The sequence below is a fragment of the Streptomyces sp. NPDC018693 genome, from assembly GCF_044391385.1.
Taxonomy (GTDB): domain Bacteria; phylum Actinomycetota; class Actinomycetes; order Streptomycetales; family Streptomycetaceae; genus Streptomyces.
The window spans coordinates 163010-185068 of record NZ_JBIRZZ010000001.1; the positions used below are offsets into that span (position 1 = coordinate 163010).

General features: G+C 73.1%; 14 protein-coding genes and 1 riboswitch. Of the genes, 8 read left to right on the forward strand and 6 right to left on the reverse strand.

The window, feature by feature from the left end:
* Positions 1 to 5: 5 nt before the first annotated feature.
* A riboswitch (cyclic di-AMP (ydaO/yuaA leader) is annotated at positions 6 to 177 on the reverse strand.
* Between the two features lie 252 nt (positions 178 to 429).
* Entirely contained in the window at positions 430 to 2904 is a 2475-nt protein-coding gene (gene pcrA, locus ACH5AC_RS00820; protein WP_398859353.1) for a DNA helicase PcrA, read from the forward strand.
* 86 nt (positions 2905 to 2990) lie between these two features.
* On the opposite strand, the gene ACH5AC_RS00825 is transcribed toward pcrA, so the two are convergent.
* Both ACH5AC_RS00825 and ACH5AC_RS00830 read right to left on the reverse strand, forming a co-directional pair.
* Positions 2991 to 4475 (reverse strand): M23 family metallopeptidase, encoded by a 1485-nt coding sequence (locus tag ACH5AC_RS00825; protein WP_398859354.1) that lies wholly within the window; start codon positions 4473 to 4475, stop codon positions 2991 to 2993.
* Between the two features lie 185 nt (positions 4476 to 4660).
* A complete protein-coding gene (locus ACH5AC_RS00830) occupies positions 4661 to 5554 on the reverse strand; it encodes an esterase/lipase family protein (protein WP_398859355.1) in 894 nt (297 codons plus the stop codon).
* A 411-nt stretch (positions 5555 to 5965) separates the two neighbouring features.
* On the opposite strand from ACH5AC_RS00830, the gene ACH5AC_RS00835 reads away from it, so the two are divergent.
* The gene (locus ACH5AC_RS00835; RefSeq protein ID WP_398859356.1) at positions 5966 to 6385 is read left to right on the forward strand and encodes a cobalamin B12-binding domain-containing protein; all 420 of its coding nucleotides are present in this window, start codon (positions 5966 to 5968) and stop codon (positions 6383 to 6385) included.
* Between the two features lie 13 nt (positions 6386 to 6398).
* Here the strand turns inward: ACH5AC_RS00835 and ACH5AC_RS00840 are convergent, their stop codons facing one another.
* Both ACH5AC_RS00840 and ACH5AC_RS00845 read right to left on the reverse strand, forming a co-directional pair.
* The gene (locus ACH5AC_RS00840) at positions 6399 to 8057 is read right to left on the reverse strand and encodes a DUF5691 domain-containing protein (RefSeq protein ID WP_398859357.1); all 1659 of its coding nucleotides are present in this window, start codon (positions 8055 to 8057) and stop codon (positions 6399 to 6401) included.
* A gap of 335 nt (positions 8058 to 8392) precedes the next feature.
* Positions 8393 to 9760 (reverse strand): SWIM zinc finger family protein, encoded by a 1368-nt coding sequence (locus ACH5AC_RS00845; protein ID WP_398859359.1) that lies wholly within the window; start codon positions 9758 to 9760, stop codon positions 8393 to 8395.
* A gap of 146 nt (positions 9761 to 9906) precedes the next feature.
* Here ACH5AC_RS00845 and ACH5AC_RS00850 point away from each other — a divergent pair, with 146 nt between their 5' ends.
* The 5 genes from ACH5AC_RS00850 (at position 9907) to sucD (ending at position 18061) form a co-directional block, all read left to right on the forward strand.
* Positions 9907 to 11037, forward strand: a complete 1131-nt coding sequence (locus ACH5AC_RS00850) for an AAA family ATPase (RefSeq protein WP_398859360.1) — start codon at positions 9907 to 9909, stop codon at positions 11035 to 11037.
* A gap of 383 nt (positions 11038 to 11420) precedes the next feature.
* Positions 11421 to 13841: a DUF5682 family protein gene (locus ACH5AC_RS00855; protein ID WP_398859361.1), complete on the forward strand. Its 2421-nt coding sequence runs from the start codon at positions 11421 to 11423 to the stop codon at positions 13839 to 13841.
* Entirely contained in the window at positions 13838 to 15007 is a 1170-nt protein-coding gene (locus ACH5AC_RS00860) for a VWA domain-containing protein (protein WP_398859362.1), read from the forward strand. Before ACH5AC_RS00855 ends, ACH5AC_RS00860 begins: the two co-directional genes overlap by 4 nt.
* Before the next feature lie 960 nt (positions 15008 to 15967).
* Positions 15968 to 17149, forward strand: coding sequence for an ADP-forming succinate--CoA ligase subunit beta (gene sucC / locus ACH5AC_RS00865; RefSeq protein WP_398859363.1), 1182 nt, complete (start codon positions 15968 to 15970; stop codon positions 17147 to 17149).
* Between the two features lie 27 nt (positions 17150 to 17176).
* Positions 17177 to 18061 (forward strand): succinate--CoA ligase subunit alpha, encoded by an 885-nt coding sequence (sucD, locus tag ACH5AC_RS00870; RefSeq protein WP_398859364.1) that lies wholly within the window; start codon positions 17177 to 17179, stop codon positions 18059 to 18061.
* 124 nt (positions 18062 to 18185) lie between these two features.
* On the opposite strand, the gene ACH5AC_RS00875 is transcribed toward sucD, so the two are convergent.
* Positions 18186 to 19289, reverse strand: a complete 1104-nt coding sequence (locus tag ACH5AC_RS00875) for a sigma factor-like helix-turn-helix DNA-binding protein (RefSeq protein WP_398859365.1) — start codon at positions 19287 to 19289, stop codon at positions 18186 to 18188.
* 96 nt (positions 19290 to 19385) lie between these two features.
* Between ACH5AC_RS00875 and ACH5AC_RS00880 the strand changes: the two genes are divergently transcribed.
* The gene (locus ACH5AC_RS00880) at positions 19386 to 21263 is read left to right on the forward strand and encodes a DUF6350 family protein (protein ID WP_398859366.1); all 1878 of its coding nucleotides are present in this window, start codon (positions 19386 to 19388) and stop codon (positions 21261 to 21263) included.
* Between the two features lie 9 nt (positions 21264 to 21272).
* Here the strand turns inward: ACH5AC_RS00880 and ACH5AC_RS00885 are convergent, their stop codons facing one another.
* A complete protein-coding gene (locus ACH5AC_RS00885; protein WP_398859367.1) occupies positions 21273 to 22049 on the reverse strand; it encodes a hypothetical protein in 777 nt (258 codons plus the stop codon).
* Between the last annotated feature and the right edge of the window lie 10 nt (positions 22050 to 22059).

The following is a 22059-nucleotide window of genomic DNA, read 5'->3' on the forward strand; positions in this document are numbered from 1 at the left end:
AGGCGACTCCTTCCATGTTCCGCCTACCGAGTTAGCTGTCGGGTTCGGGCGGATGGTTCGGAAGGGTTGCCCTACGGCTCGTCCCCGCAGGGGAGTCGTGCCGATTCACCCCAAGGTCGGTGGGTCCCCGGCTCCGGCTGCCGCGAGGGGGCGCGCCGGACTCGGCGGAGGCCGCGCGGCCCGGCGACGTTCGCCGGTGGGTGTCGTACGGCCTGCCCGGCACGGTAGCCAACTCGTGTGGCCCCTGTGAAGGTTGATGGGTGATATGCCCGATACATTTCCGTGACCTTTTTCGGGCGGCTCCGGACGGTGACAGCGGTGCCCCTCAGGGTGAGGTGAGGAGCCTCACCCACGGATCCTCGCCCGGATCCCGGGATGTTCCCGGGACGGCGGCCGGTTGTCAGTGGGGAGCCCTAGACTCGGAGAGCGATGAGCAGCCTCTTTGACGACAGCTTCCTGGCGGACCTCCAGGCCCCCCGCGGGCACGGGGAGGAGCCCCCGCCGCCGCCCGAGGACGATCACGCTCCGGAGCCGATTCCGGACGATCTGTTCGGCGGGAAGTTCGACGTGCCCCCGGACCGGGACGCCTACTATCGCGACGGCGCCCCGCGCCCCGCCCTGGACGCCGCCGCCCTGGTCGAGGGGCTCAACGAGAACCAGCGCGCCGCCGTCGTGCACTCCGGCACCCCACTGCTCATCGTCGCCGGCGCCGGCTCGGGCAAGACCCGTGTGCTCACCCACCGCATCGCCCATCTGCTCGCCGACCGGAATGTGCACCCCGGCCAGATCCTCGCGATCACCTTCACCAACAAGGCCGCGGGTGAGATGAAGGAGCGCGTCGAGCAGCTCGTCGGCCCGCGTGCGAACGCGATGTGGGTCATGACGTTCCACAGCGCGTGCGTGCGCATCCTGCGCCGCGAGAGCAAGAAGCTCGGCTTCACCTCGTCGTTCTCGATCTACGACGCCACCGACTCCAAGCGCCTGATGGCCCTGGTCTGCCGCGACCTGGACCTCGACCCCAAGCGCTTCCCGCCCAAGTCCTTCAGCGCCAAGATCAGCAACCTGAAGAACGAACTGATCGACGAGGAGGACTTCGCCGCCCAGGCGTCCGACGGCTTCGAGAAGACCCTCGCCCAGGCGTACGCGCTGTACCAGTCCCGCCTCCGCGAGGCCAACGCGCTCGACTTCGACGACCTGATCATGACGACGGTCAACCTGCTGCGCGCCTTCCCGGACGTCGCCGAGCACTACCGCCGCCGATTCCGGCACGTCCTGGTCGACGAGTACCAGGACACCAACCACGCCCAGTACGCGCTCGTGCGCGAACTCGTCGGCACCAGCGAGCACCCCGTCGACGTACCCCCCAGCGAGTACGACGTCCCGCCCGCCGAGCTGTGCGTCGTGGGCGACGCCGACCAGTCGATCTACGCCTTCCGCGGCGCGACCATCCGCAACATCCTCCAGTTCGAGGAGGACTACCCGGACGCGACGACGATCCTGCTGGAGCAGAACTACCGCTCCACCCAGACGATCCTCTCCGCCGCCAACGCGGTCATCGAGCGCAACGAGTCCCGCCGCCCCAAGAACCTGTGGACCAACGCGGGCGCGGGCGCGCGCATCACCGGCTATGTCGCCGACACCGAGCACGACGAGGCGCAGTTCGTCGCCGACGAGATAGACCGCCTGGTCGACGCGGGCGAGACGAAGGCCGGCGACGTCGCCGTCTTCTACCGCACCAACGCCCAGTCCCGTGTCTTCGAAGAGGTCTTCATCCGCGTCGGTCTGCCCTACAAGGTCGTCGGTGGCGTCCGCTTCTACGAGCGCAAGGAGGTCCGGGACGTCCTGGCCTACCTGCGGGTGCTCGCCAACCCGGAGGACTCCGTCCCGCTGCGCCGCATCCTCAACGTGCCCAAGCGCGGCATCGGCGAGCGCGCCGAAGCGATGATCGACGCACTGAGCCAGCGCGAGAAGATCAGCTTCCCGCAGGCACTCAAGCGCGTCGACGAGGCGTACGGCATGGCCGCGCGGTCCACCAACGCGGTCAAGCGGTTCAACGCGCTCATGGAGGAGCTGCGCACGGTCGTCGAGTCGGGCGCCGGCCCGGCGACGGTTCTCGAGGCCGTGCTGGAGCGCACCGGCTACCTCGCCGAGCTGCAGGCGTCCACCGACCCGCAGGACGAGACCCGCATCGAGAACCTCCAGGAGCTGGCCGCCGTGGCCCTGGAGTTCGAGCAGGAGCGCGGGGAGGGTGAGCAGAGCACGCTGGCCGACTTCCTGGAACAGGTCGCCCTGGTCGCCGACTCCGACCAGATCCCCGACGAGGACGAGGACGGCTCCGGTGTCATCACCCTGATGACTCTGCACACCGCCAAGGGCCTGGAGTTCCCGGTGGTCTTCCTCACCGGCATGGAGGACGGCGTCTTCCCGCACATGCGCGCCCTCGGTCAGACCAAGGAGCTGGAGGAGGAACGCCGCCTGGCCTACGTCGGCATCACGCGTGCGCGTGAGCGGCTGTACCTCACCCGTTCGGCGGTGCGCAGCGCCTGGGGGCAGCCGTCGTACAACCCGCCCTCCCGATTCCTGGAGGAGATCCCGCCCACGCATGTGGACTGGAAGCGCACCGGTGCCACCCTGGCGCCGCCGACCGCGGGCGTGGCGGCCTCGCTGTCGTCGTCGCGCTCCCGCTCCTCGGCGTCGGGCGCGTCCGGCTTCGCCACGCGCCGCACCGGCGAGAAGCCGGTGGTCGCCCTGGCCGTCGGCGACCGCGTCACCCATGACCAGTTCGGCCTGGGCACGGTCGTCGCGGTGAAGGGCACGGGCGGGAACGCGGAGGCGACGATCGACTTCGGCGACGCCAAGCCGAAGCGGCTGCTGCTGCGGTACGCGCCGGTGGAGAAGCTCTGACACAGGTGAGCCCCCGCTGAAGGCAGCGGGGGCTCATCCCATCCCAGGCGGCGTTTGCACGTCGTCGGTGTTGTACGTCGTCGTGTCTACGTCGGGTCCAGACCGTGGCTGCGCAGCCAGGACAGCGGGTCTATCGTCGAACCGCCGGGCAACCGCACCTCGAAGTGCAGGTGCGGGCCGGTCGAGTTGCCGGAGTTCCCCGAGTACGCGATCGGATCGCCGGCCTTCACCTTCGTACCGGAGGGGACGCGGTAGCTGGAGAGGTGGCAGTACCAGGTCTCCGTGCCGTCCTTCGCCGTCACGATCATCATGTTGCCGTAGGCGCTGTTCCACTGCGTCCGTACGACGCCGTCGGTCGCGGCCATCACCGTGCTGCCGTAGGAGACCGGGAAGTCGATGCCGGTGTGCATGGACATCCAGTTGACGCCGGACTGGCCGTAGTAGGCGCTGAGGCCCTGACGGGCGACCGGGAGGGCGTACTTCGGGCGCAGCCGCTCCTTGCGGGCCGCCTCCGCCGCCGCCTTCTTCTTCTCCAGCTCCTGCTGCGCCTTGAGGTCGATGCGTTCCTGCTCGCGGCTGACCCGGTCGCGGAAGTCGCTGGCGCCTTCCCGCGCACCCAGCAGCTGAGTGTCCAGCTTGTCGTTGGCGGCGGCGGTGGGTTTCACCGGCTGCGCGTCCGAGGCGGTGGTGTTGGTGTCCTTGTCGTCGCCGGTGAGGGTGCCCACCGAGGCGGCGGCGATACCGGCGACGCCCATCACACACGCCGAGGGCACGGCCACGGTCAGCAGCGCGGAACGTTTCGCGGGCGTACGGCGCCGGGAGCGGCTTCCACTGCGGGAGGCCGCGCGCGTGGCCGGCGCCGGGGTCGCCTCCTCCTGCTCGTCGAGGAGTGACACGGTGGGCAGCTGCCCGTCCGGCCCGTCGAGCGGGGGCAGCTCCTCCACGACGGGCAGCTCGCCGGTGGCGGCCAACTCGCCGTCGGTCTGCTCGAAGGTGTCGGGCGACTGCCGGCCGAACGGTTCGCCGGACTGCTCGTACGCGTCGGCGCCCGGCGTGGGATCACCGTCGGTGTTCCACTGTGTGGCGTCGTAGGCGCCGGTGTCGAAGGACTGCGTGCCCCATTCCCACTGCTGGGTCTGGTCGGCCGGGGTGCCGGACTGGTCGGGCTGGAGCCATGCGCTCGCGTCCCACTGGCCGCTGCTGTCGGGCGCCGTCGCCTGTTGCGGGATCGTCGGCAGCTGCTGGTAGTCGGCGGACCAGGCGGTTGCGTCGTAGGCACCCGTGTCATAGGCGGCGTGGTGCTGGGCCGCGTACGGGTCGTAGTTCAGGGTGTGATGACTGCCCGTCGACCACTGGGTGGTGTCGTACCCGCCGGCGTCGTAGGTGCCGGTCGGATAGGCGCCGGTGTCGGCGCCCGCCGTGGGGTAGGCGCTGGTGTCGTAGCCCGTGTCGTACGAGGTGAAGCCGTCGTACTGGGCTTCCTGGGTGCCGTACGACGCGTAGGGCGCCGAGTCGGCTTCGGAAGCCGGAGCCGGGGTGGTCATGGTCCCCGACGGGTGACGGTCGTTCACCAACTTCTCTTTCGCCTCGACAACAGGGGCTGCCAGAGCAGTGCGGTGACTGTACCCGGCGGTACGCGGGCACGACAATCTTCGGCGGGTTTCGTGGCCGGGGGAAACGGGCAATCGGCCGTGTTTCGGGGGACTGCGGGCACGACTTTGGTTCTATTTTCGAATGCTGTTCGAAGTTGGGTGGGTCAGGCGACCGTCAGACCGCCTGTGTGCGCCTGCGCCTGTGCCGCGCCGTCCAGGTCGGCCGCCATGGCTTCCGTGTCATCCAGGGCCTGCCGGATACCGGTCGCGACCGCGGGGTGCACGGGGAGGGCGAGATGGCCGATTCCGGTCACCCGGACGTTCAGTGCCCGCAGGTCCGGGTGGTCCACACACGCCGCCTCCAGCGGGTCCATGATGTGGTCGAGGTCGCTCCAGAAGCTGACGAACCGCGTGCGGCAGCCGGGCGCGGGCCGCTTCAGCTCCTCGATCACCGCAGAACCGGGGCGCATCTGGCGCACGATGGGATGCGCGTCGGCCAGCGGCGCCACCCGGGTGCCGGAGTGCGGGGTGCCCAGCGTGACCAGCGTCCGCACCCGGACGTCGCCGCCCAGCCGCTGCACGTAGTAGCGGGCGATCAGCCCGCCGAGGCTGTGCCCGACGATGTCGACCTGCCGGCTGCCCGTGCGGGCGCAGATGCCCTCTATGTGGCGGCCCAGCAGCTCGGCCGCCGTGCGGATGTCGCAGGTCAGCGGGGAGTAGTTGAGTGACTCCACCTGGTGCCTGCCGTGCTGGGCGAGGCTGCGGCGCAGCAGGACGAAGACGGAGCGGTTGTCGATGAAGCCGTGGAGCAGGACCACCGGGGGCGGGCCCTGCGTCGGCAGCGCCGCCGGCTCCTCGCCGCCGTCCTCCGCGGGCAGCGCGGGCGGCGTCCGCCGCTCCTGGGTGATGCCCGACGGATAGAGGACGAGATGGCCCGCGAGGATCATCAGTTCCAGGGCGGTCGCCTTCAGGAGGGTCATGGAGAGTCCCGTCAGCCTGCCCGGCAGGATGCGCTCACACAGCGGAAGAAAGGGCTCGAAGGCCCGGGTGATCCTCATGGCCGACCTCCTGTCGGCACACGGCAGGACGCCGCCGTCCCCCGTGTGCCCTCGTGGGAGGCCGCGGACGGAGAGGCCGACGGGGCGCGCCAGGCGCATCCGTCGTGCCTGCGCCGATGCGTCGCACCACCGCGGCGCGCGGCCTGCGGCGCGGTGGTGCGACGACCTCTTCGCGGCTCCCGTTGCGCGTCGCTCCCCTGCCAGGAAGGGGAGCGACGCGCGGTGAACGTGTCCCACCGTGTGATTTCCCCCTCGGTCTCCACCGTGAAACTGCCGGGTGCGGGATGCTGGCGATAACGTTCGTTCACTTCCCCGCCCGGTGTGGTGCGGGGTGTCCGTCGGTACGACTCGGTGTGCATGGATTCAGCAGGATCCGGTACGGATGGATGTAGTCGCTTCATGGAGGCAGTGATGGGTGTGGCAGCCGGTCCGATCCGCGTGGTGGTGGCCAAGCCGGGGCTCGACGGCCACGATCGCGGGGCCAAGGTGATCGCGCGGGCGCTGCGCGACGCCGGTATGGAGGTCATCTACACGGGCCTTCACCAGACCCCCGAGCAGATCGTCGACACGGCGATCCAGGAGGACGCCGACGCGATCGGCCTGTCCATCCTGTCCGGGGCGCACAACACGCTCTTTGCCGCGGTGATCGAACTCCTCAAGGAGCGGGACGCGGCGGACATCCTCGTCTTCGGCGGCGGGATCATCCCGGAGGCGGACATCCCGCCGCTGAAGGAGAAGGGCGTCGCCGAGATCTTCACGCCCGGGGCGACCACGCAGTCGATCGTGGACTGGGTCCGGGCCAACGTGCGGCAGACCGCCGTCTCGGGCTGAGATTCCGCCACCGTCATGGTGCGGGCTCCGGTGCGTCGCTCCCGCAGTTCCCCGCGTCCCCGAGGCCGGTCAGCTCCGCCTGCATGACCGCTCTCAGCCGCAGCGTCGTCACCAGTCTCTGGAACGCCTCCGCCCAGTAGCCACCGGCACCGGGCGAGGCGTCCTCCGGCTCGTCCGGTACGGCGAGCAGGGCGTCCAGCCGGCTCGCCTCCGACGGGTCCAGACAGCGCTCGGCCAGACCCATGACCCCGCTGAAGCTCCACGGGTAACTGCCCGCGTCCCGCGCGATGTTCAGCGCGTCCACCACGGCCCGCCCGAGCGGCGCGGCCCACGGCACCGCGCACACCCCGAGCAGCTGGAACGCCTCCGACAGGCCGTGCGTCGCGATGAAACCGGCGACCCACCCGGCCCGTTCGCCGGTGGGCAGGGTGCCCAGCAGCTTCGCCCGCTCGGCCAGCGACACCGCGCCCGGCCCGCCCGCCTCGGGCGCCGACGGCGCGCCGAGCAGCGCCCGCGACCAGGCCGCGTCCCGCTGCCGTACGGCGGCCCTGCACCACGCCGCGTGCAGTTCGGGCAGCCAGTCGTCGGCCACCGGGAGCGCCACGATCTGCTCCGGCGTACGGCCGCCCAGGCGCGCCGGCCAGGTGGCCAGCGGGGCCGCTTCCACCAACTGGCCCAGCCACCACGACCGTTCGCCCCGCCCGGCCGGAGGCTTGGGCACCACCCCGTCGCGCTCCATGCCCGCGTCGCACGCGTGCGGCGCCTCCACGACGATCGCCGGTGCGGCCCCCGTGCGGTCGATGGCCACGCAGGTCGCGGCGCGTGCCGCCATCCGGGCGGCCAGGGCCGACTCCGGCAGGGCCGACAGCAGCTCTGCGGCGGTCGCCCGCACATTGCGGGAACGGTCGGCGAGGGCCTGTTCCAGGAACGGCTCGTCGCGTGGGCCGAGGCCCGTGCGCAGCGAGTCGAGGAACATCAGCCGGTCCTCGGCCCGTTCCGTCGCCCAGGTCTCGGCGAGCAGCTCACGCGCGGCGTCCGGGGTGTGCGAACGCAGCGCCGCGAGCAGGGCCACCCGCTCGGCGAACAGCCCCTCCTGCCACAGCCGCCGGATCCGGTCGGTCTCCGCCGGGCCCGGCAGGGCCGCCCCGCCGCCCGGCGTGGCGCGCAGGGCGAACCGCCAGTCCGGGTTGAGCCGGGCCAGCCACAGGGCACGCGGCCCCGCGAACTCCAGCGCCGCCGGCCGCAGATCCGTACGCCCGCGGGCCGCGTCCAGCAGGGCGGGCAGCGCCTGCGGAGGCGCGCCGTAGCCGTGGGCGTTGGCCGCCGCCAGCCACTGGGGCAGCAGCTCCATCAGGTCGGGCGTGGTGCCGCGGCGACCGCCGACGGCCGCACCGGGCCGGTCGGCGAGCAGCAGGGCGAGCCGTCGGGCCGCCGCGCGCGGCAGCGGCGGACGTGGGTCCTCCGGGGCCGGATCCGGGCGGCGTGCGGCCCGGCCCGGCCGCAGACCGGCCCGGCGCCGTACGGTCTCGGCGGCCGCCGCGTCCAGCAGGGCCAGCGGGGCGTGAGGGCCCGGCGCCACTCCCGGCGGCGTACGCCGGTCCGTACCCAGCAGCGCCGCGGTGACCAGCTCCTCCCAGGCGCCCGGCGGGGCCGCGGCCGTGGTGCCGTTCATGGGGATCCTTTCGGTCGGATGCCCGGGGTGCCCGAACCGTCATGCGGGGCCGGGTGTCCCCTGGGTCGGGACGTATGCCGTGGCTTTTATGGGAAAGGGCGGGGCGCGGGGTGGTCGGGACCGGGGCTGCCGGTTCGTGGTGGCTGGCGGCTGGGGTGTCGGTGGGGGCGGTGTCTGTGGAGAGCAGAGGGGGTGCGGGGTTGGCCGGGCGCTGGGGTTGCGGGTTGGTGGTGGTCGGCGGCTGGGCTGTCAGCGGGGAGCAATGCAGGGGGCAGCGGTTCCGTGGCGGGCGGCGGTCCGCTTGTCGGTGTGGAGCGATGGGGGCGTGAGGTCGGTCAGCACAGGGGCACCGCCTCACCGGGGGCCGGTGGCCAGGCCGTCAGTGGGGTGAAGCCGCGGTGGCCGCACTCGCCGAAGACCTTGACGGGGGCGCCGCCCGACAGGGCGACCAGGCGCCACAGGCCCGGGCGGGACGCGGCACCCGGCGTGATCGGCACGGCGGTGTCCCCGGTGGCGTCCGCGAGCTGCCAGGACTTGCCGTCCGGGGTCGGGACGACGTCGTCGAGCGTCACCGGGACGGAGTCCAGCCAGGGGTCGTCGCGCAGGGCGGCGCCGTAGCGCGCGACCGCCTCGGTGGTCGACACACCCGGGGGCCGTACGGCGGTGGGCACGGGCGGGGCGTGTCGCTCGGTCAGGGCCGCCCGCAGGCGGCCCGCACCCGCGTAGGAGGACAGCTCGGCATCCAGGGCAAGGCCGACCGGAAGCGCCAGGTCCGGGGCGCGGCCGACGGCGCCATAGGAGAGGAGCAGTGCCGTGCGGCCGGAGTCGGCGCCGTACAGCCAGATACGGCGCGTGGTCAGTTTCGTGTCCGCCGTGTCGTACTGGGCGAGGACCAGCCAGTGGTCGCGCAGCGGAGGGCCGTCCGCCGAGCCGGTCAGGCCGACGCGGGAACGGACGATCGCCGCGAGGCCCTCCGGCAGCTGGTCGCGGCGCAACCAGCCCCGGTCCAGGAGATGCAGCAGCGCGCACTCCTCCAGCAGCCGCACCGGCCAGCCGGGACCGGAGCCCGGGATCGCCCCCAACTCCCGCACCCGGGCCGCCAGTCCGGGAGCCTGCGCGTCGACCATTCGGGCCGCCGTCTCCTCCCACATGCTGTACCCCGCCTGCTCGGCCGAGGCCAGGCCGGAGCGCAGCAGGTCGGCCAGGCGCTGCTCCAGCTCGGTCGCCCCCGCCGTGATCCGCTCGGCGCGGCGCTCCGCCCGGCGGCGCGCCGCCTCCGGAACGGCGGGACCGGAGGCGGAACCCGCGTCGCCCTTCTCCTCTATATCCGGCTGCGCCGAACGCCCGCGCCGGCCCGCGATCCACTGCTCGGCCCACTCCGGCGCCGTCCGGCCCGCCGGCACGGCCGTGTCCCCGCCCGACCAGAGCAGCAGCAGCCCGAGCGCGTGCTTGCACGGGAACTTGCGGCTCGGACAACTGCACCGGTACGCCGGGCCGGACACGGTGTCCGCGACGTCCACCACCGTCCGGTACGGCGTCCGGCCGCTCCCCTTGCACACGCCCCACACCGCCCCCTCCCCGCTGCTGCCCGCCTCCGACCACACACCGGCCGAGCCGAGCTTGCCTCCCGCTTTGCGTGACGCTTCGTCAGGCGCCAGTGACAGCACCTGGTCCGCGGTCCAGCGCACCCCCTGCTGAGTCATGCCGTCGACGTTAGATCCCCCCACTGACAATCGGCCCGGCCCGCGCCGCCGCGAGGGTGTTTCCGCAGGTCAGCGTGGATTGTCAGTGGTGTGGTGCAAGGTGGATGCCAGAACCGAACCGGCCGAGCTGGAGAGGGGGACCAGCTGTGTCTGTGTCTGTGGAGCCGATGTCCGTGGACGTGGCGGAGAAGGAGCCGACCGAGGCGCTGCGACCGCACGCCGAGGACGCCTTCGCCCACGAACTCGCGGCGCTGGCCGCGCAGGACGACCGCCCGCGCCCGCCGCGCTGGAAGCTGTCGCCGTGGGCGGTCGCCACCTATCTCCAGGGCGGCACCCTGCCGGACGGCACCGTGATCACACCGAAGTACGTGGGGCCGCGCCGCATCGTCGAGGTCGCCGTCACCACGCTCGCCACCGACCGCGCCCTGCTCCTGCTCGGCGTGCCCGGGACGGCCAAGACCTGGGTCTCCGAGCACCTGGCCGCGGCCGTCAGCGGCGACTCCACGCTGCTCGTGCAGGGCACGGCCGGTACCCCGGAGGAGGCGATCCGGTACGGCTGGAACTACGCGCACCTGCTGGCCCACGGCCCCAGCCGCGACGCCCTCGTCCCCAGCCCCGTCATGCGGGCCATGGCGCAGGGCATGACAGCCCGCGTCGAGGAGCTCACCCGCATCCCGGCCGATGTGCAGGACACCCTCATCACACTCCTGTCGGAGAAGACCCTGCCGATACCGGAGCTGGGGCAGGAGGTGCAGGCCGTGCGCGGCTTCAACCTCATCGCCACCGCCAACGACCGCGACCGCGGGGTCAACGACCTCTCCAGCGCGTTGCGCCGGCGCTTCAACACGGTCGTGCTGCCGCTGCCGGAAAGCGTCGAGGCCGAGGTCGACATCGTCGCGCGTCGCGTCGACCAGATAGGCCGCTCCCTCGACCTGCCGGCCGTGCCCGACGGCATCGACGAGATCCGCCGGGTGGTGACGGTCTTCCGGGAACTGCGCGACGGGGTCACCGCAGACGGCCGGACGAAGGTGAAGTCGCCCAGCGGCACGCTGTCCACCGCCGAGGCCATCTCCGTGGTGACCGGCGGCCTCGCCCTCGCCGCCCACTTCGGCGACGGCGTCCTGCGGCCCGGTGACGTCGCGGCCGGCATCCTCGGCGCGGTCGTCCGTGATCCGGTCGCCGACCGGGTCGTCTGGCAGGAGTACCTGGAGGCGGTGGTCCGCGAGCGTGAAGGGTGGACGGACTTCTATCGGGCTTGCCGTGAAGTGAGCGGCTGAGTGGCTGAGCGGGTGGAGCCGGACTGAGAACGGGGGCGGCGGTGTTGGTGCTGGTCGGCGCAGGGGGGATCGGGGCGGCGAGGGGAGGGGCCGTGGTGAGTGTCGGAGGCGGAATCGGAGGCGTCGAGGAGGGCGGGGCTGGTGGCGGGGTGGCCGGGAGTGACATGACTGGTGACGCGGCGTCGGGGGAGGGCGGCCGGAGCAGTGGCGGTGGTGCGTCGGAGGGCAGGGGGAGCGGTCACCGTGGTGCGACGGGGGTCGGCAGGAGTGGCGGTGTGGCTGGGGGCGGCACGGTGGATGACGGGGTGTCGGGGGACGGCAGCGGAAGGGGCGGTGGTGCGTCGGGGGGAGGCAGGAGTCGCGGTGGTGTGGGGGAGGGCGGGATGACGGGTGGTGAGGGTGCCGGGCGGTGGGGGGCGGGGGCTGGGCCGTTGCTGCTGGGGGTGAGGCATCACGGGCCCGGGTCCGCTCGGGCCGTGCGGGGGGCGCTGGAGGCGGCGCGGCCGAGCGTGGTGTTGATCGAGGGGCCGCCCGAGGCCGACGCGCTGATCCCGCTGGCCGCCGACGACGGCATGCGGCCGCCGGTCGCGCTGCTCGCCCACGCCGTCGACGAGCCCGGGCGCTCCGCGTTCTGGCCGTTCGCCGAGTTCTCGCCCGAGTGGGTCGCGATCCGCTGGGCCCTGGAGCGGGGCGTGCCGGCCCGGTTCATCGATCTGCCGGCGGCTTACTCGCTGGCGTGGGAGAGCGTTGAGGGAGGAGAGGAGGAAGAGGGGGTGCGGGTCGATCCGCTGGCAGTGCTCGCGGAGACCGCCGGACATGACGATCCCGAGCGGTGGTGGGAGGACGTCGTCGAGCACCGGGGACCGGGGCCGGCGGAGCCGTTCGCGCCGTTCGTCGCGCTGGAGGAGGTGATGGGGGCGCTGCGTGAGGCGTACGGCGGCGGGGGGCACCGGCGGGATGCCGTGCGGGAGGCGTATATGCGGCTCCAAGTACGTGCAGCGCTCCGGGAGTTCGGGGACGGCGGGGTGGCCGTGGTGTGCGGCGCCTGGCATGTGCCCGCGCTGCGGCGGCGGACGGCCGTGACCGCCGACCGGGCGTTGCTGAAGGGGCTGCCCAAGGTGAAGGCGGACATGACCTGGGTGCCGTGGACGCACCGGCGGCTGGCGCGGGCCGGTGGGTACGGGGCGGGGATCACCTCACCGGGGTGGTACGGGCATCTGTTCGGTGTGCCGGACCGGCCGGTCGAGCGGTGGCTGACCAAGGTCGCCGGGCTGCTGCGGGAGGAGGGCCGGATCGTCTCCTCGGCGCATGTCATCGAGGCGGTGCGGCTGGCGGAGACACTCGCCGCGCTGCGCGGCCGGCCACTGCCCGGGCTCAGCGAGACCACCGACGCCGTGCGGGCGGTGATGTGCGACGGCTCGGACGTGCCGCTGGCGCTGGTGCGGGACCGGCTGGAGGTGGGGGACGTGCTGGGCGAGGTCCCCGCGACGGCGCCCGCCGTGCCGTTGCAGCGTGATCTCGACCGGCTGCAGCGGCGGCTGCGGTTCAAGCCGGAGGCCCGGGAGCGGGAGGTGGAGCTGGACCTGCGCAAGGAGACCGACGCCGAGCGCAGCCGCCTGCTGCACCGGCTGCGGCTGCTCGGCGTGTCGTGGGGGGAGCCCGCCGCCTCGCGGGGCAGTACGGGCACGTTCCGGGAGACCTGGCGGCTGCGCTGGGAGCCGGAGCTGTCGGTGCGGGTCGCGGAGGCCGGGGTGTGGGGGACGACGGTGCTCGCGGCGGCCACCGCCAAGGCCGAGGCGGACGCCGTCGGCGCGCCGGACCTGGCCGAGGTCACCGCCCTCGCCGAGCGCTGTCTGCTGGCCGAACTGCCGCGGGCGCTGCCCGCCGTGATGCGGGTCCTCGCCGACCGGGCGGCACTCGACACCGACGTCGGGCATCTCGCCCAGGCGCTGCCCGCCCTGGTCCGCTCCCTGCGCTACGGCGATGTCCGGGGCACGGACACCGGTGCGCTGGCCGAGGTCGCGGCGGGCCTGGCGGAGCGGATCTTCGTCGGGCTGCCCCCGGCCTGCGCCGGTCTCGACGCCGACGCGGCGGAGGAGATGCGCCGCCATGTGGAGGCGGTGCACGGGGCGGTGGGGCTGCTGGGGGACGTGGGCGCAGACGGCGGCGGCTCTGACGCGCCCGCGATACGGGGCCGTTGGCGGGCCGTGCTGCGAATGCTCGCGGTGCGGGAGAGCGTCCCCGGGGTCGTCCGCGGGCGGGCCGTGCGGCTGCTGCTGGACTGCGGGGAGCTGGGGCGGGACGAGGCGGCGCGGTTCATGGGGCTCGCGCTGTCGGTGGGGACGCCGACGGGGGACGCGGCCGCGTGGGTCGAGGGGTTCGTCGGGGGCGGCTCCGGGGGCGGGATGCTGCTTCTGCACGACGAGCGGCTGCTCACGCTGGTCGACGAGTGGCTGACCGGGGTGTCGGCGGAGGCGTTCACGGACGTGCTGCCGCTGCTGCGGCGGACGTTCTCCGCGTACGAGACGGGGGTGCGCAGGACACTGGGCGAGCTGCTGCGGCGCGGGCCGGGGCAGCGGGGCGGCGCTGCGGGCACCGGGGCCGCAACCCCCGGCTTCGCACCCGACCTCGACCTCACGCGCGCCGAAGCCGTGCTGCCGGTGGTGCGGTTGCTGCTAGGAGCGCGAGGGGAAGGGGCCGGGGCTCCGGAGGGGCGGTTCGGGGCGTGGGAGGAAAGGGCCGGGGCTCCGGGCGGACAACTCGGGATACCGGAGGAAGAGACGGAAGCGCGGGTGGGGGCATGACGGAGAGGCAGATCGACCTCGTCGCTGAGGAGCGGCTGCGGCGGTGGCGGCTTGTGCTCGGGGGCGACGCGGCGGACGGTACCGGGCGCGCGCTGTCCGGGCGGGACGCGGCGATGGACGGGACGCTGGCCGTGCTCTACGGCCGGGGCGACAAGGGGGCACCGTCGGGGCGGGAGCGTACGGCGGGGCTCGGGGCGTCGGCGCCGTCGGTGGCGCGCTGGCTCGGGGACATCCGGACGTACTTCCCCTCCTCCGTCGTCCAGGTCATGCAGCGCGACGCCATCGAGCGGCTCGGGTTGTCCACGCTGCTGCTGGAGCCGGAGATGCTGGAAGCGGTGGAGGCCGATGTGCACCTCGTCGGCACGCTGCTCTCGCTCAACAAGGCGATGCCGGAGGCGACGAAGGAGACGGCACGGGCTGTCGTCCGCAAGGTGGTCGAGGACCTGGAGAAGCGGCTCGCCGGCCGTACCCGGGCCACCCTCACCGGCGCCCTCGACCGCAGTGCCCGGGTCAGCCGGCCGCGCCACCACGACATCGACTGGAACCGCACGATCGCCGCCAACCTCAAGCACTACCTGCCGGAGTACGGGACGGTCGTGCCGGAGCGGCTCGTCGGGTACGGGCGGGCGTCGCAGGCCGTGAAGAAGGAGGTGATCCTCTGCATCGACCAGTCGGGGTCCATGGCGGCTTCGGTGGTGTACGCGTCGGTGTTCGGGGCGGTGCTCGCCTCCATGCGGTCGATCAGCACCCGGCTCGTCGTCTTCGACACCGCCGTCGTCGACCTCACCGACCGGCTCGACGACCCCGTGGACGTCCTGTTCGGCACGCAACTCGGGGGCGGTACGGACATCAACCGGGCGCTCGCCCACTGCCAGGCGCAGATCACCCGGCCCGCGGACACGGTCGTCGTGCTGATCAGCGATCTCTACGAGGGAGGCATACGGGAGGAGATGCTGCGGCGGGTCGCGGCGATGAAGGCGTCGGGCGTGCAGTTCGTGGCGCTGCTCGCACTGTCGGACGAGGGGGCACCGGCCTACGACCGGGAGCACGCGGCCGCGCTGGCGGCGCTCGGGGCACCGGCGTTCGCCTGCACGCCGGACCTCTTCCCGGAGGTGATGGCGGCGGCGGTGGAGAAGCGGCCGCTGCCGATACCGGACGGAGGGTGAGGATGAGCCGCTGTCCCGGGCGGGGCGGGGCCGGTCCACGGCCGCCGTCGGCTGACCACTTGTTGACCTGTGTATGCCGACAAGACGGTGCGGGAAAACGCTCAGGGGGTCGCCGCAGGTGCCGCCTCCGGGGTGCAGCCGGCCGCGGGCGGGATCGTCGCCGGGGTCCCGGGAGTCGCCGGGGTGTGGCCCTCGGGGTTTCGGGAGTCGCCGGGGATGTGGTCCCCGGGGTTCACGGTGCCACTGAGGGTGCGGTCCCCGATTCAGGGAGTCGCCGTGGGTGCGGTCCCGGAGGCCCAAGGGCCGGCCGGGCACGCCGTCGCCGGTGTTCAGTGGGCCGCCGGTCAGGTCGTCGCCGACGCGCCGTCGTGTGCCGCCGGGCCGGCCGGTCAGGTCGCCCAGGACACCGCGGACGCCGTGCTGCTGTGGCGGAGGGGTGGCCGGGCAGGGCGACGCCTTCGGGTATGGGGTCACCGGTCGGGTCGCGCCGTTCGTCCAGGGTCTGACCGGAACGGTCCGCTCGGGCGTCGACCCGCTGGCCGGACAGGCTCCGCGGAGTCGCCGACCCGGACGGCCGAAAGCCGTCGGATCCGTCCGGGTGGTGTGCCGCGGATGGGGTGGGTCGTCCTCGTCGGGGTGGGGACGGCCGGCCCGCGACAGCCCCTACGGGCTGGGCACGGGGGTCTCACCGGGTCGACCCCAACCCGGTGGGACCTCGCCGGGAACCTCACGGGCGGCACGCTGTGTCAGTGAGGGCGGCATCATGTGACAGGTATCACCGCTCAGGTGTGACTCGCGATTTAGAGGGCTCCCGTAAGCAGCGATAACCTGCGAGACGGACATGCCGCGCGCTCGGACACCGTGTGCGCTTCCCTTGTGACACATGCGGTCGTCACGTTGCCCTCGCGGCACGCCCACGCATCCAACGAACCGCGAGATCACTGATAGGGACGGAAGCGCGTGGACCTGTTCGAGTACCAGGCGAGGGACCTCTTCGCCAAGCACGATGTACCGGTGCTGGCCGGTGAAGTCATCGACACGCCTGAGGCGGCGCGCGAGATCACCGAGCGTCTGGGCGGCAAGTCCGTCGTCAAGGCGCAGGTGAAGGTCGGTGGTCGTGGCAAGGCCGGCGGCGTCAAGCTCGCCGCCACCCCGGACGAGGCCGTCGCCCGCGCGACGGACATCCTCGGCATGGACATCAAGGGCCACACGGTCCACAAGGTGATGATCGCCGAGACCGCTCCGGAGATCGTCGAGGAGTACTACGTCTCCTTCCTCCTCGACCGTGCGAACCGCACCTTCCTCTCCATCGCCTCCGTCGAGGGCGGCGTGGAGATCGAGGAGGTGGCGGCCACCCGTCCGGAGGCCGTCGCCAAGATCGCGATCGACCCGATCGACGGTGTGGACGAGGCCAAGGCCCGCGAGATCGTCGAGGCCGCGAAGTTCCCGGCCGAGGTCGCGGACAAGGTCGTGAACGTCCTCGTCCGGCTGTGGGACACCTTCATCAAGGAGGACGCCCTCCTCGTCGAGGTGAACCCGCTGGCCAAGGTCGCCTCCGGTGAGGTCATCGCCCTCGACGGCAAGGTGTCGCTGGACGACAACGCCGAGTTCCGTCACCCCGACTTCGAGGAGCTCCACGACAAGGCCGCGGCCAACCCGCTGGAGGCCGCCGCCAAGGAGAAGGGCCTCAACTACGTCAAGCTCGACGGCGAGGTCGGCATCATCGGCAACGGCGCGGGTCTGGTCATGTCGACTCTCGACGTCGTCGCGTACGCCGGTGAGAACCACGGTGGCGTGAAGCCCGCCAACTTCCTGGACATCGGCGGTGGCGCCTCCGCCCAGGTGATGGCGAACGGCCTGGAGATCATCCTCGGCGACCCGGACGTCCGCTCCGTGTTCGTCAACGTCTTCGGTGGCATCACCGCCTGCGACGAGGTCGCCAACGGCATCGTCCAGGCGCTGAAGCTCCTGGAGGACCGCGGCGAGGAGGTCACCAAGCCGCTCGTCGTCCGCCTCGACGGCAACAACGCCGAGCTGGGCCGGAAGATCCTCACCGACGCCAACCACCCGCTGGTCCAGCGCGTCGACACCATGGACGGCGCGGCCGACAAGGCCGCCGAGCTGGCCGCCGCCGCCAAGTAAGCACTCAGGACGAGGACACCAAACACCATGGCTATCTGGCTCAACAAGGACAGCAAGGTCATCGTCCAGGGCATGACCGGCGCCACCGGCATGAAGCACACCAAGCTCATGCTCGGGGACGGCACGAACGTCGTGGGCGGCGTGAACCCGCGCAAGGCGGGTCAGACCGTGGACTTCGACGGCACCGAGGTACCCGTCTTCGGGACCGTCAAGGAGGCCATCGAGAAGACCGGCGCCAACGTCTCCGTCATCTTCGTGCCGGAGAAGTTCACCAAGGACGCGGTCGTCGAGGCCATCGACGCGGAGATCCCGCTGGCCGTCGTGATCACCGAGGGCATCGCCGTGCACGACACGGCCGCCTTCTGGGCGTACGCCGGCAAGAAGGGCAACAAGACCCGCATCATCGGCCCGAACTGCCCCGGCATCATCACGCCGGGCGGCTCGAACGTCGGCATCATCCCCGGTGACATCACCAAGCCGGGCCGTATCGGTCTGGTCTCGAAGTCCGGGACGCTGACGTACCAGATGATGTACGAGCTGCGGGACATCGGCTTCTCGACGGCCGTCGGTATCGGTGGTGACCCGATCATCGGCACCACGCACATCGACGCGCTGGCCGCCTTCCAGGACGACCCCGAGACCGAGCTGATCGTGATGATCGGTGAGATCGGTGGTGACGCGGAGGAGCGTGCCGCGGCGTTCATCAAGGAGAACGTGACCAAGCCGGTCGTCGGTTACGTCGCGGGCTTCACGGCGCCCGAGGGCAAGACGATGGGCCACGCCGGTGCCATCGTCTCCGGGTCCTCCGGTACCGCGCAGGCGAAGAAGGAGGCCCTTGAGGCCGCGGGCGTCAAGGTGGGCAAGACGCCTACCGAGACGGCGAAGCTGGCGCGGGAGATTCTCAGCGCCTGAGCTTCCTGGCAGAGCCTCGGCTGAGCCTTGGTGGGCCCGTTCCCTGCGGGGGGCGGGCCCGCCGGCCTTTTCGCTCGCCCGCGCCGGCGGGGTCCCGCTGCGCCCACCGCCCGCAGCCATGCGGCTATCGGGGCTCCGGTGCGAGGCGTTGGGGGCCGTGGGCGGTATGTGACCTGAGCTTGGCGCGTAGGGAGATTTCCGCGTCGGAGAGGGTGCCGGGGGCGGCCTTCCTGGGGACGCCCTGGACCGTTTCGCCGGGTGGGACAGGGGGTTCGTAGGCCGTGGGGGCCGTGCGGACGGTGAGGGCCGTGGCACCGATGATCGTGATGGTGAAGGCGATGGCCGCGCGGGTCCAGAAGCGGGCCCGGCGTTCGCTGGTGAACCGGACCGTCGGGGGTCTGGCGGCGCGCAGGCGCTCCGAGGAGGCGAGTTCGGCGAGGCGGCGGTGCAGCAGGGCCGGGTCGGCGAGGTCGGGGAGGCGGGCGGTGATCTCCTCGCGGGCGTGGAGCAGGCGGTTGGCGGCCGCCGGTGTGCTCGCCTCCGTCTCCGCCGCGGTCTCCGGCAGGTCGAGGCCGACCCCGTCGTAGAGGACGAGGGTACGGCGGTACGACGGCGGAAGCCTCAGCAGCGCGTCGAGGAGCGCGCGGTCGGCGGCGTCGGCCGGCGGGGGCTCGGGGTGGCGGTAGCGGGGGCGCAGCCGGTGCCAGGGGGAGAGGGCGTACTCGTACGCCGCCGCCCGCACCCAGCCCGCCGGGTCGGGGTCGCGGGCCACCTCGGGCCAGTGGTCCCAGGCGTGCTGGAAGGCCCGTTCGACGGATTCGCGGGCGAGTTCGCGGCGGCCGGTGAGGAGGTATGCCTGCCGTACCAGGGCGGGGGCGCAGAAGGCGTACAGCGCGTCGAAGGCTTGAGCGGGGGTCAAGGGAGGAGCCGTCAGGGGGGAGGGTTCCGGCGTGGCCGCGTGCCTCTCCTCGGCGGGCTCCTCCGGTTTCAGCAGGCTGACGCTTGCCGAGGGCTGACTTTCCGTCGGCCCCCTCAGCGACGCCAGCAGTGCCGCGTACTCCTCCCGCCTGCGGCCGTGCGGGGTCGTCCGGCCGGTCTCCCAGGCGCGTACCGTCTTCCGGCTGACACCGAGCCGCGTGGCCACCTGAGCCTGCGTCAGCGAGCCTGCCTCGCGTAGGCGTCGGCGCTCCTTGGGAGAGGGGAGCGGGGTGGCGGGACTCTGTGTCACCGGGCCCCCTTCCGTAGGAAAAAGCACATAAACACATATTGAGCGACACAACGGGGCTTCGCCTGTTACGACGGGAAGGCGTGTGTCGTTGGGAGCATGACGGGCGTGCTCCCGATGACCGCTCGCCGCTCGTCCCCGCCGCCCCTGCTCACCCGGCCGCGCGACCGATCACCCGGACTGGTCGCGGGCATCCTGGGGGGTGTGCTCGCGGCCGGCCTGGGGCTCGGCTCGTTCGCCGTGCTCGTGATGGTGCTGTGGATCAGCTCGCCCTACCCCGACAGCGGGCCGGGCGGCGCGCTGCACATCGCCGCCGCGCTGTGGCTGCTCGCCCATGGCGCCGAACTCGTCCGCGCCGACACGCTCTCCGGCGTCCCCGCCCCGGTCGGTGTCACCCCGCTGCTGCTGTTCCTGTTGCCGGTCTGGCTGGTGCACCGGGCGGCACGGGACGCCGCGCTCGCCGACGAGGACGGGGCCGCGGCGAGCGCCCGTACGGCGTGGACGGGCGTCGTCCTCGGCTATCTCACCGTCGGCGCGGGCGCCGCCCTGTACGCGGCAAGCGGCGACCTGCGCCCCTCGTGGCCCTGGACGGCGGCCGCGCTGCCGTCGGTCGTGGTCCTGGCCGCCGGGGTGGGAGTATGGACCGCGTACGGCCGTCCCCGCGACCCCGTGGACAGCGCGCTGCTCCTGCTGCCCGGTGGGGTACGGCGGCTGCTGCTCGGGTCGGCCGGCCGCTCGGGTCTGGGGACGGCGGCGCGGGCGGCGGGGGCCGGGGTCGCGCTGCTCGTCGGGGGCGGGGCCGGGCTGGTGGCGGCGTCGTCGGTGTGGCACGGCGGGGCGGCGTGCGTGACCTTCCTCCGGCTGACGGAGGGGTGGTCCGGGCGGTTCGCGGTGCTGCTGCTGTGCGTGGCGCTCGTACCCAACGCGGCGCTGTGGGGCGCCGCCTATGCCCTCGGCCCCGGCTTCACCCTCGGCACCGGGCACCCGGTCACCCCGCTCTACTCCGACCCGGCGCCCTTGCTGCCCCCGTTCCCGCTGCTGGCCGCCGTGCCCGACGCGGGCCCCGGCACGCCGTGGAACTGGGCGGCGGGGGCGGTGCCGGTGGTGGCCGGGGTGATCGTGGGGTGGTTCGTGGCGCGGGCGGCGACCCGAGGGGAGGAGGGGACACCGGGAGGAGGAAGCGCGGGACGTTCGGTGGAGGATTCAGGGGTTCGCCGCGCATGGTCGACCGGCGGCATCGCTGGGCCGGCCGGCCGTGCCGCCGACCTGCCGAGCCGTGCCGCGGAGCTCCGCGGATCCGCCGCCGAGTCCCCGTGGCTCCGCGGTCGTCCGGCCGAGTCGTCCGGCCGTACTGTCTGGTCGGCCGGCCGTACCACCCTCACCGTCCTCCTCGCCGCCGCCCTCTGCGCGGCCGCGATGAGCGGGCTGGGCGCGCTGGCCGGCGGGCCGCTCGGGGTCGGCGCGCTCGCCCGCTTCGGCCCGGTGTGGTGGCAGGTCGGCGCGGCGGCGCTGGCCTGGCTCACGGTGACGGCGGTCCCGACGGCGCTCGTCGTACGGGCCTGGCGGGCCAGGGGACGCCGAGGCAAGGGCACGGACGGCGTACGGATCTGGCGGGGCCGGCGACGCGGAGCCAAGGGCGCGGACGGCGCCGAGAACGCGGACGGTGCCGAGACGGCCGTAGCGACCCCGACCCCTGACACGGCGACGATCGGCGCCCCGCGCACGCCCGAGCCGAATCCGGAACCGGACCTCGACCTGGACTTCGCCCCCGACACCGACCCCACCTTCGAGCCGTACGACTTCCTGCCCCTCACCCCCTACGAGCAGCAGCCCTGGCACGACGACGAGGCCGCCCGCCGGGCCCGCTGGGCGGCCCTCAAGGACGCGGCAGAGTCACCCACCGAAGCCACCGAAGCCACCGAGCCGACCGAACCCACCGAGCGCCGGCCGCCTTCCGCCGAACCCGGGAGCGACTGAGACGGGACCTCAGCCCTCGTCGTCCAGAATGCCCCGCAGCTGCTCGGGCAGGTGGTCGCTGCACTGCTGCCGCGCCTCGTTCGTGAGGGCGTCCTGCTTGCAGGTGTAGTAGTCCCGGTAGACCAGCTGGGCCGTGAAGCCCGCCGCGACCACGGTCAGCGCCAGGGACGCCGTGACCAGGCCGCTGATCGCGGCGGTGGTCTGCGGGCGGCCCTTGCCGGGCGCGGCCGGCGCGTCGGGGTCGGGTGTGCGGGGCTTGGCGCGCAGGGCGCTGATGCCCCAGTACAAGGCGAGCGCGCCCAGCAGCAGCGCCAGGTACGTCCAGCTGAAGAGGGCGAAGAAGAACGCCCACATGCCGCCGAGCAGCGCATACCGAGCCCGGCGCTGGGCGGGGTCGGTGGGGTCCCAGCGCGTGCCACCGGACCCGCCGGACCCACCGGACCCACTCGAACCGCTCGGACCGTCGCCGGGACGCTGGCCGAAGCCGCCGGGGGACCGGCCGGGCTGGCGGTCGCTCCACTGGCTGCCCCAGGGCGAGCCGTCGCCCTGCTGCCCCTGGTCGCCGCCCGGCGAGGGATGGCGGGGCTGCCAGGGCCGGTCGGGGGCGCCCTCCGGCGGCGGCGCGAAGGGGTTGTCGTCCTGCTGGTCGCCGTCGCGCCGGCCGTCGCCCGCCTCGCCCGTCTCGGGCGGGGAGCCGGGCCGCTCCCGCAGCAGCACGGCGCCACGGTCCCCGGCCTGGGCGGGGAGCGGCGGGAACGTGAGGAGTCGCAGGCTGCGGTCCGGCATCAAGAGAGCG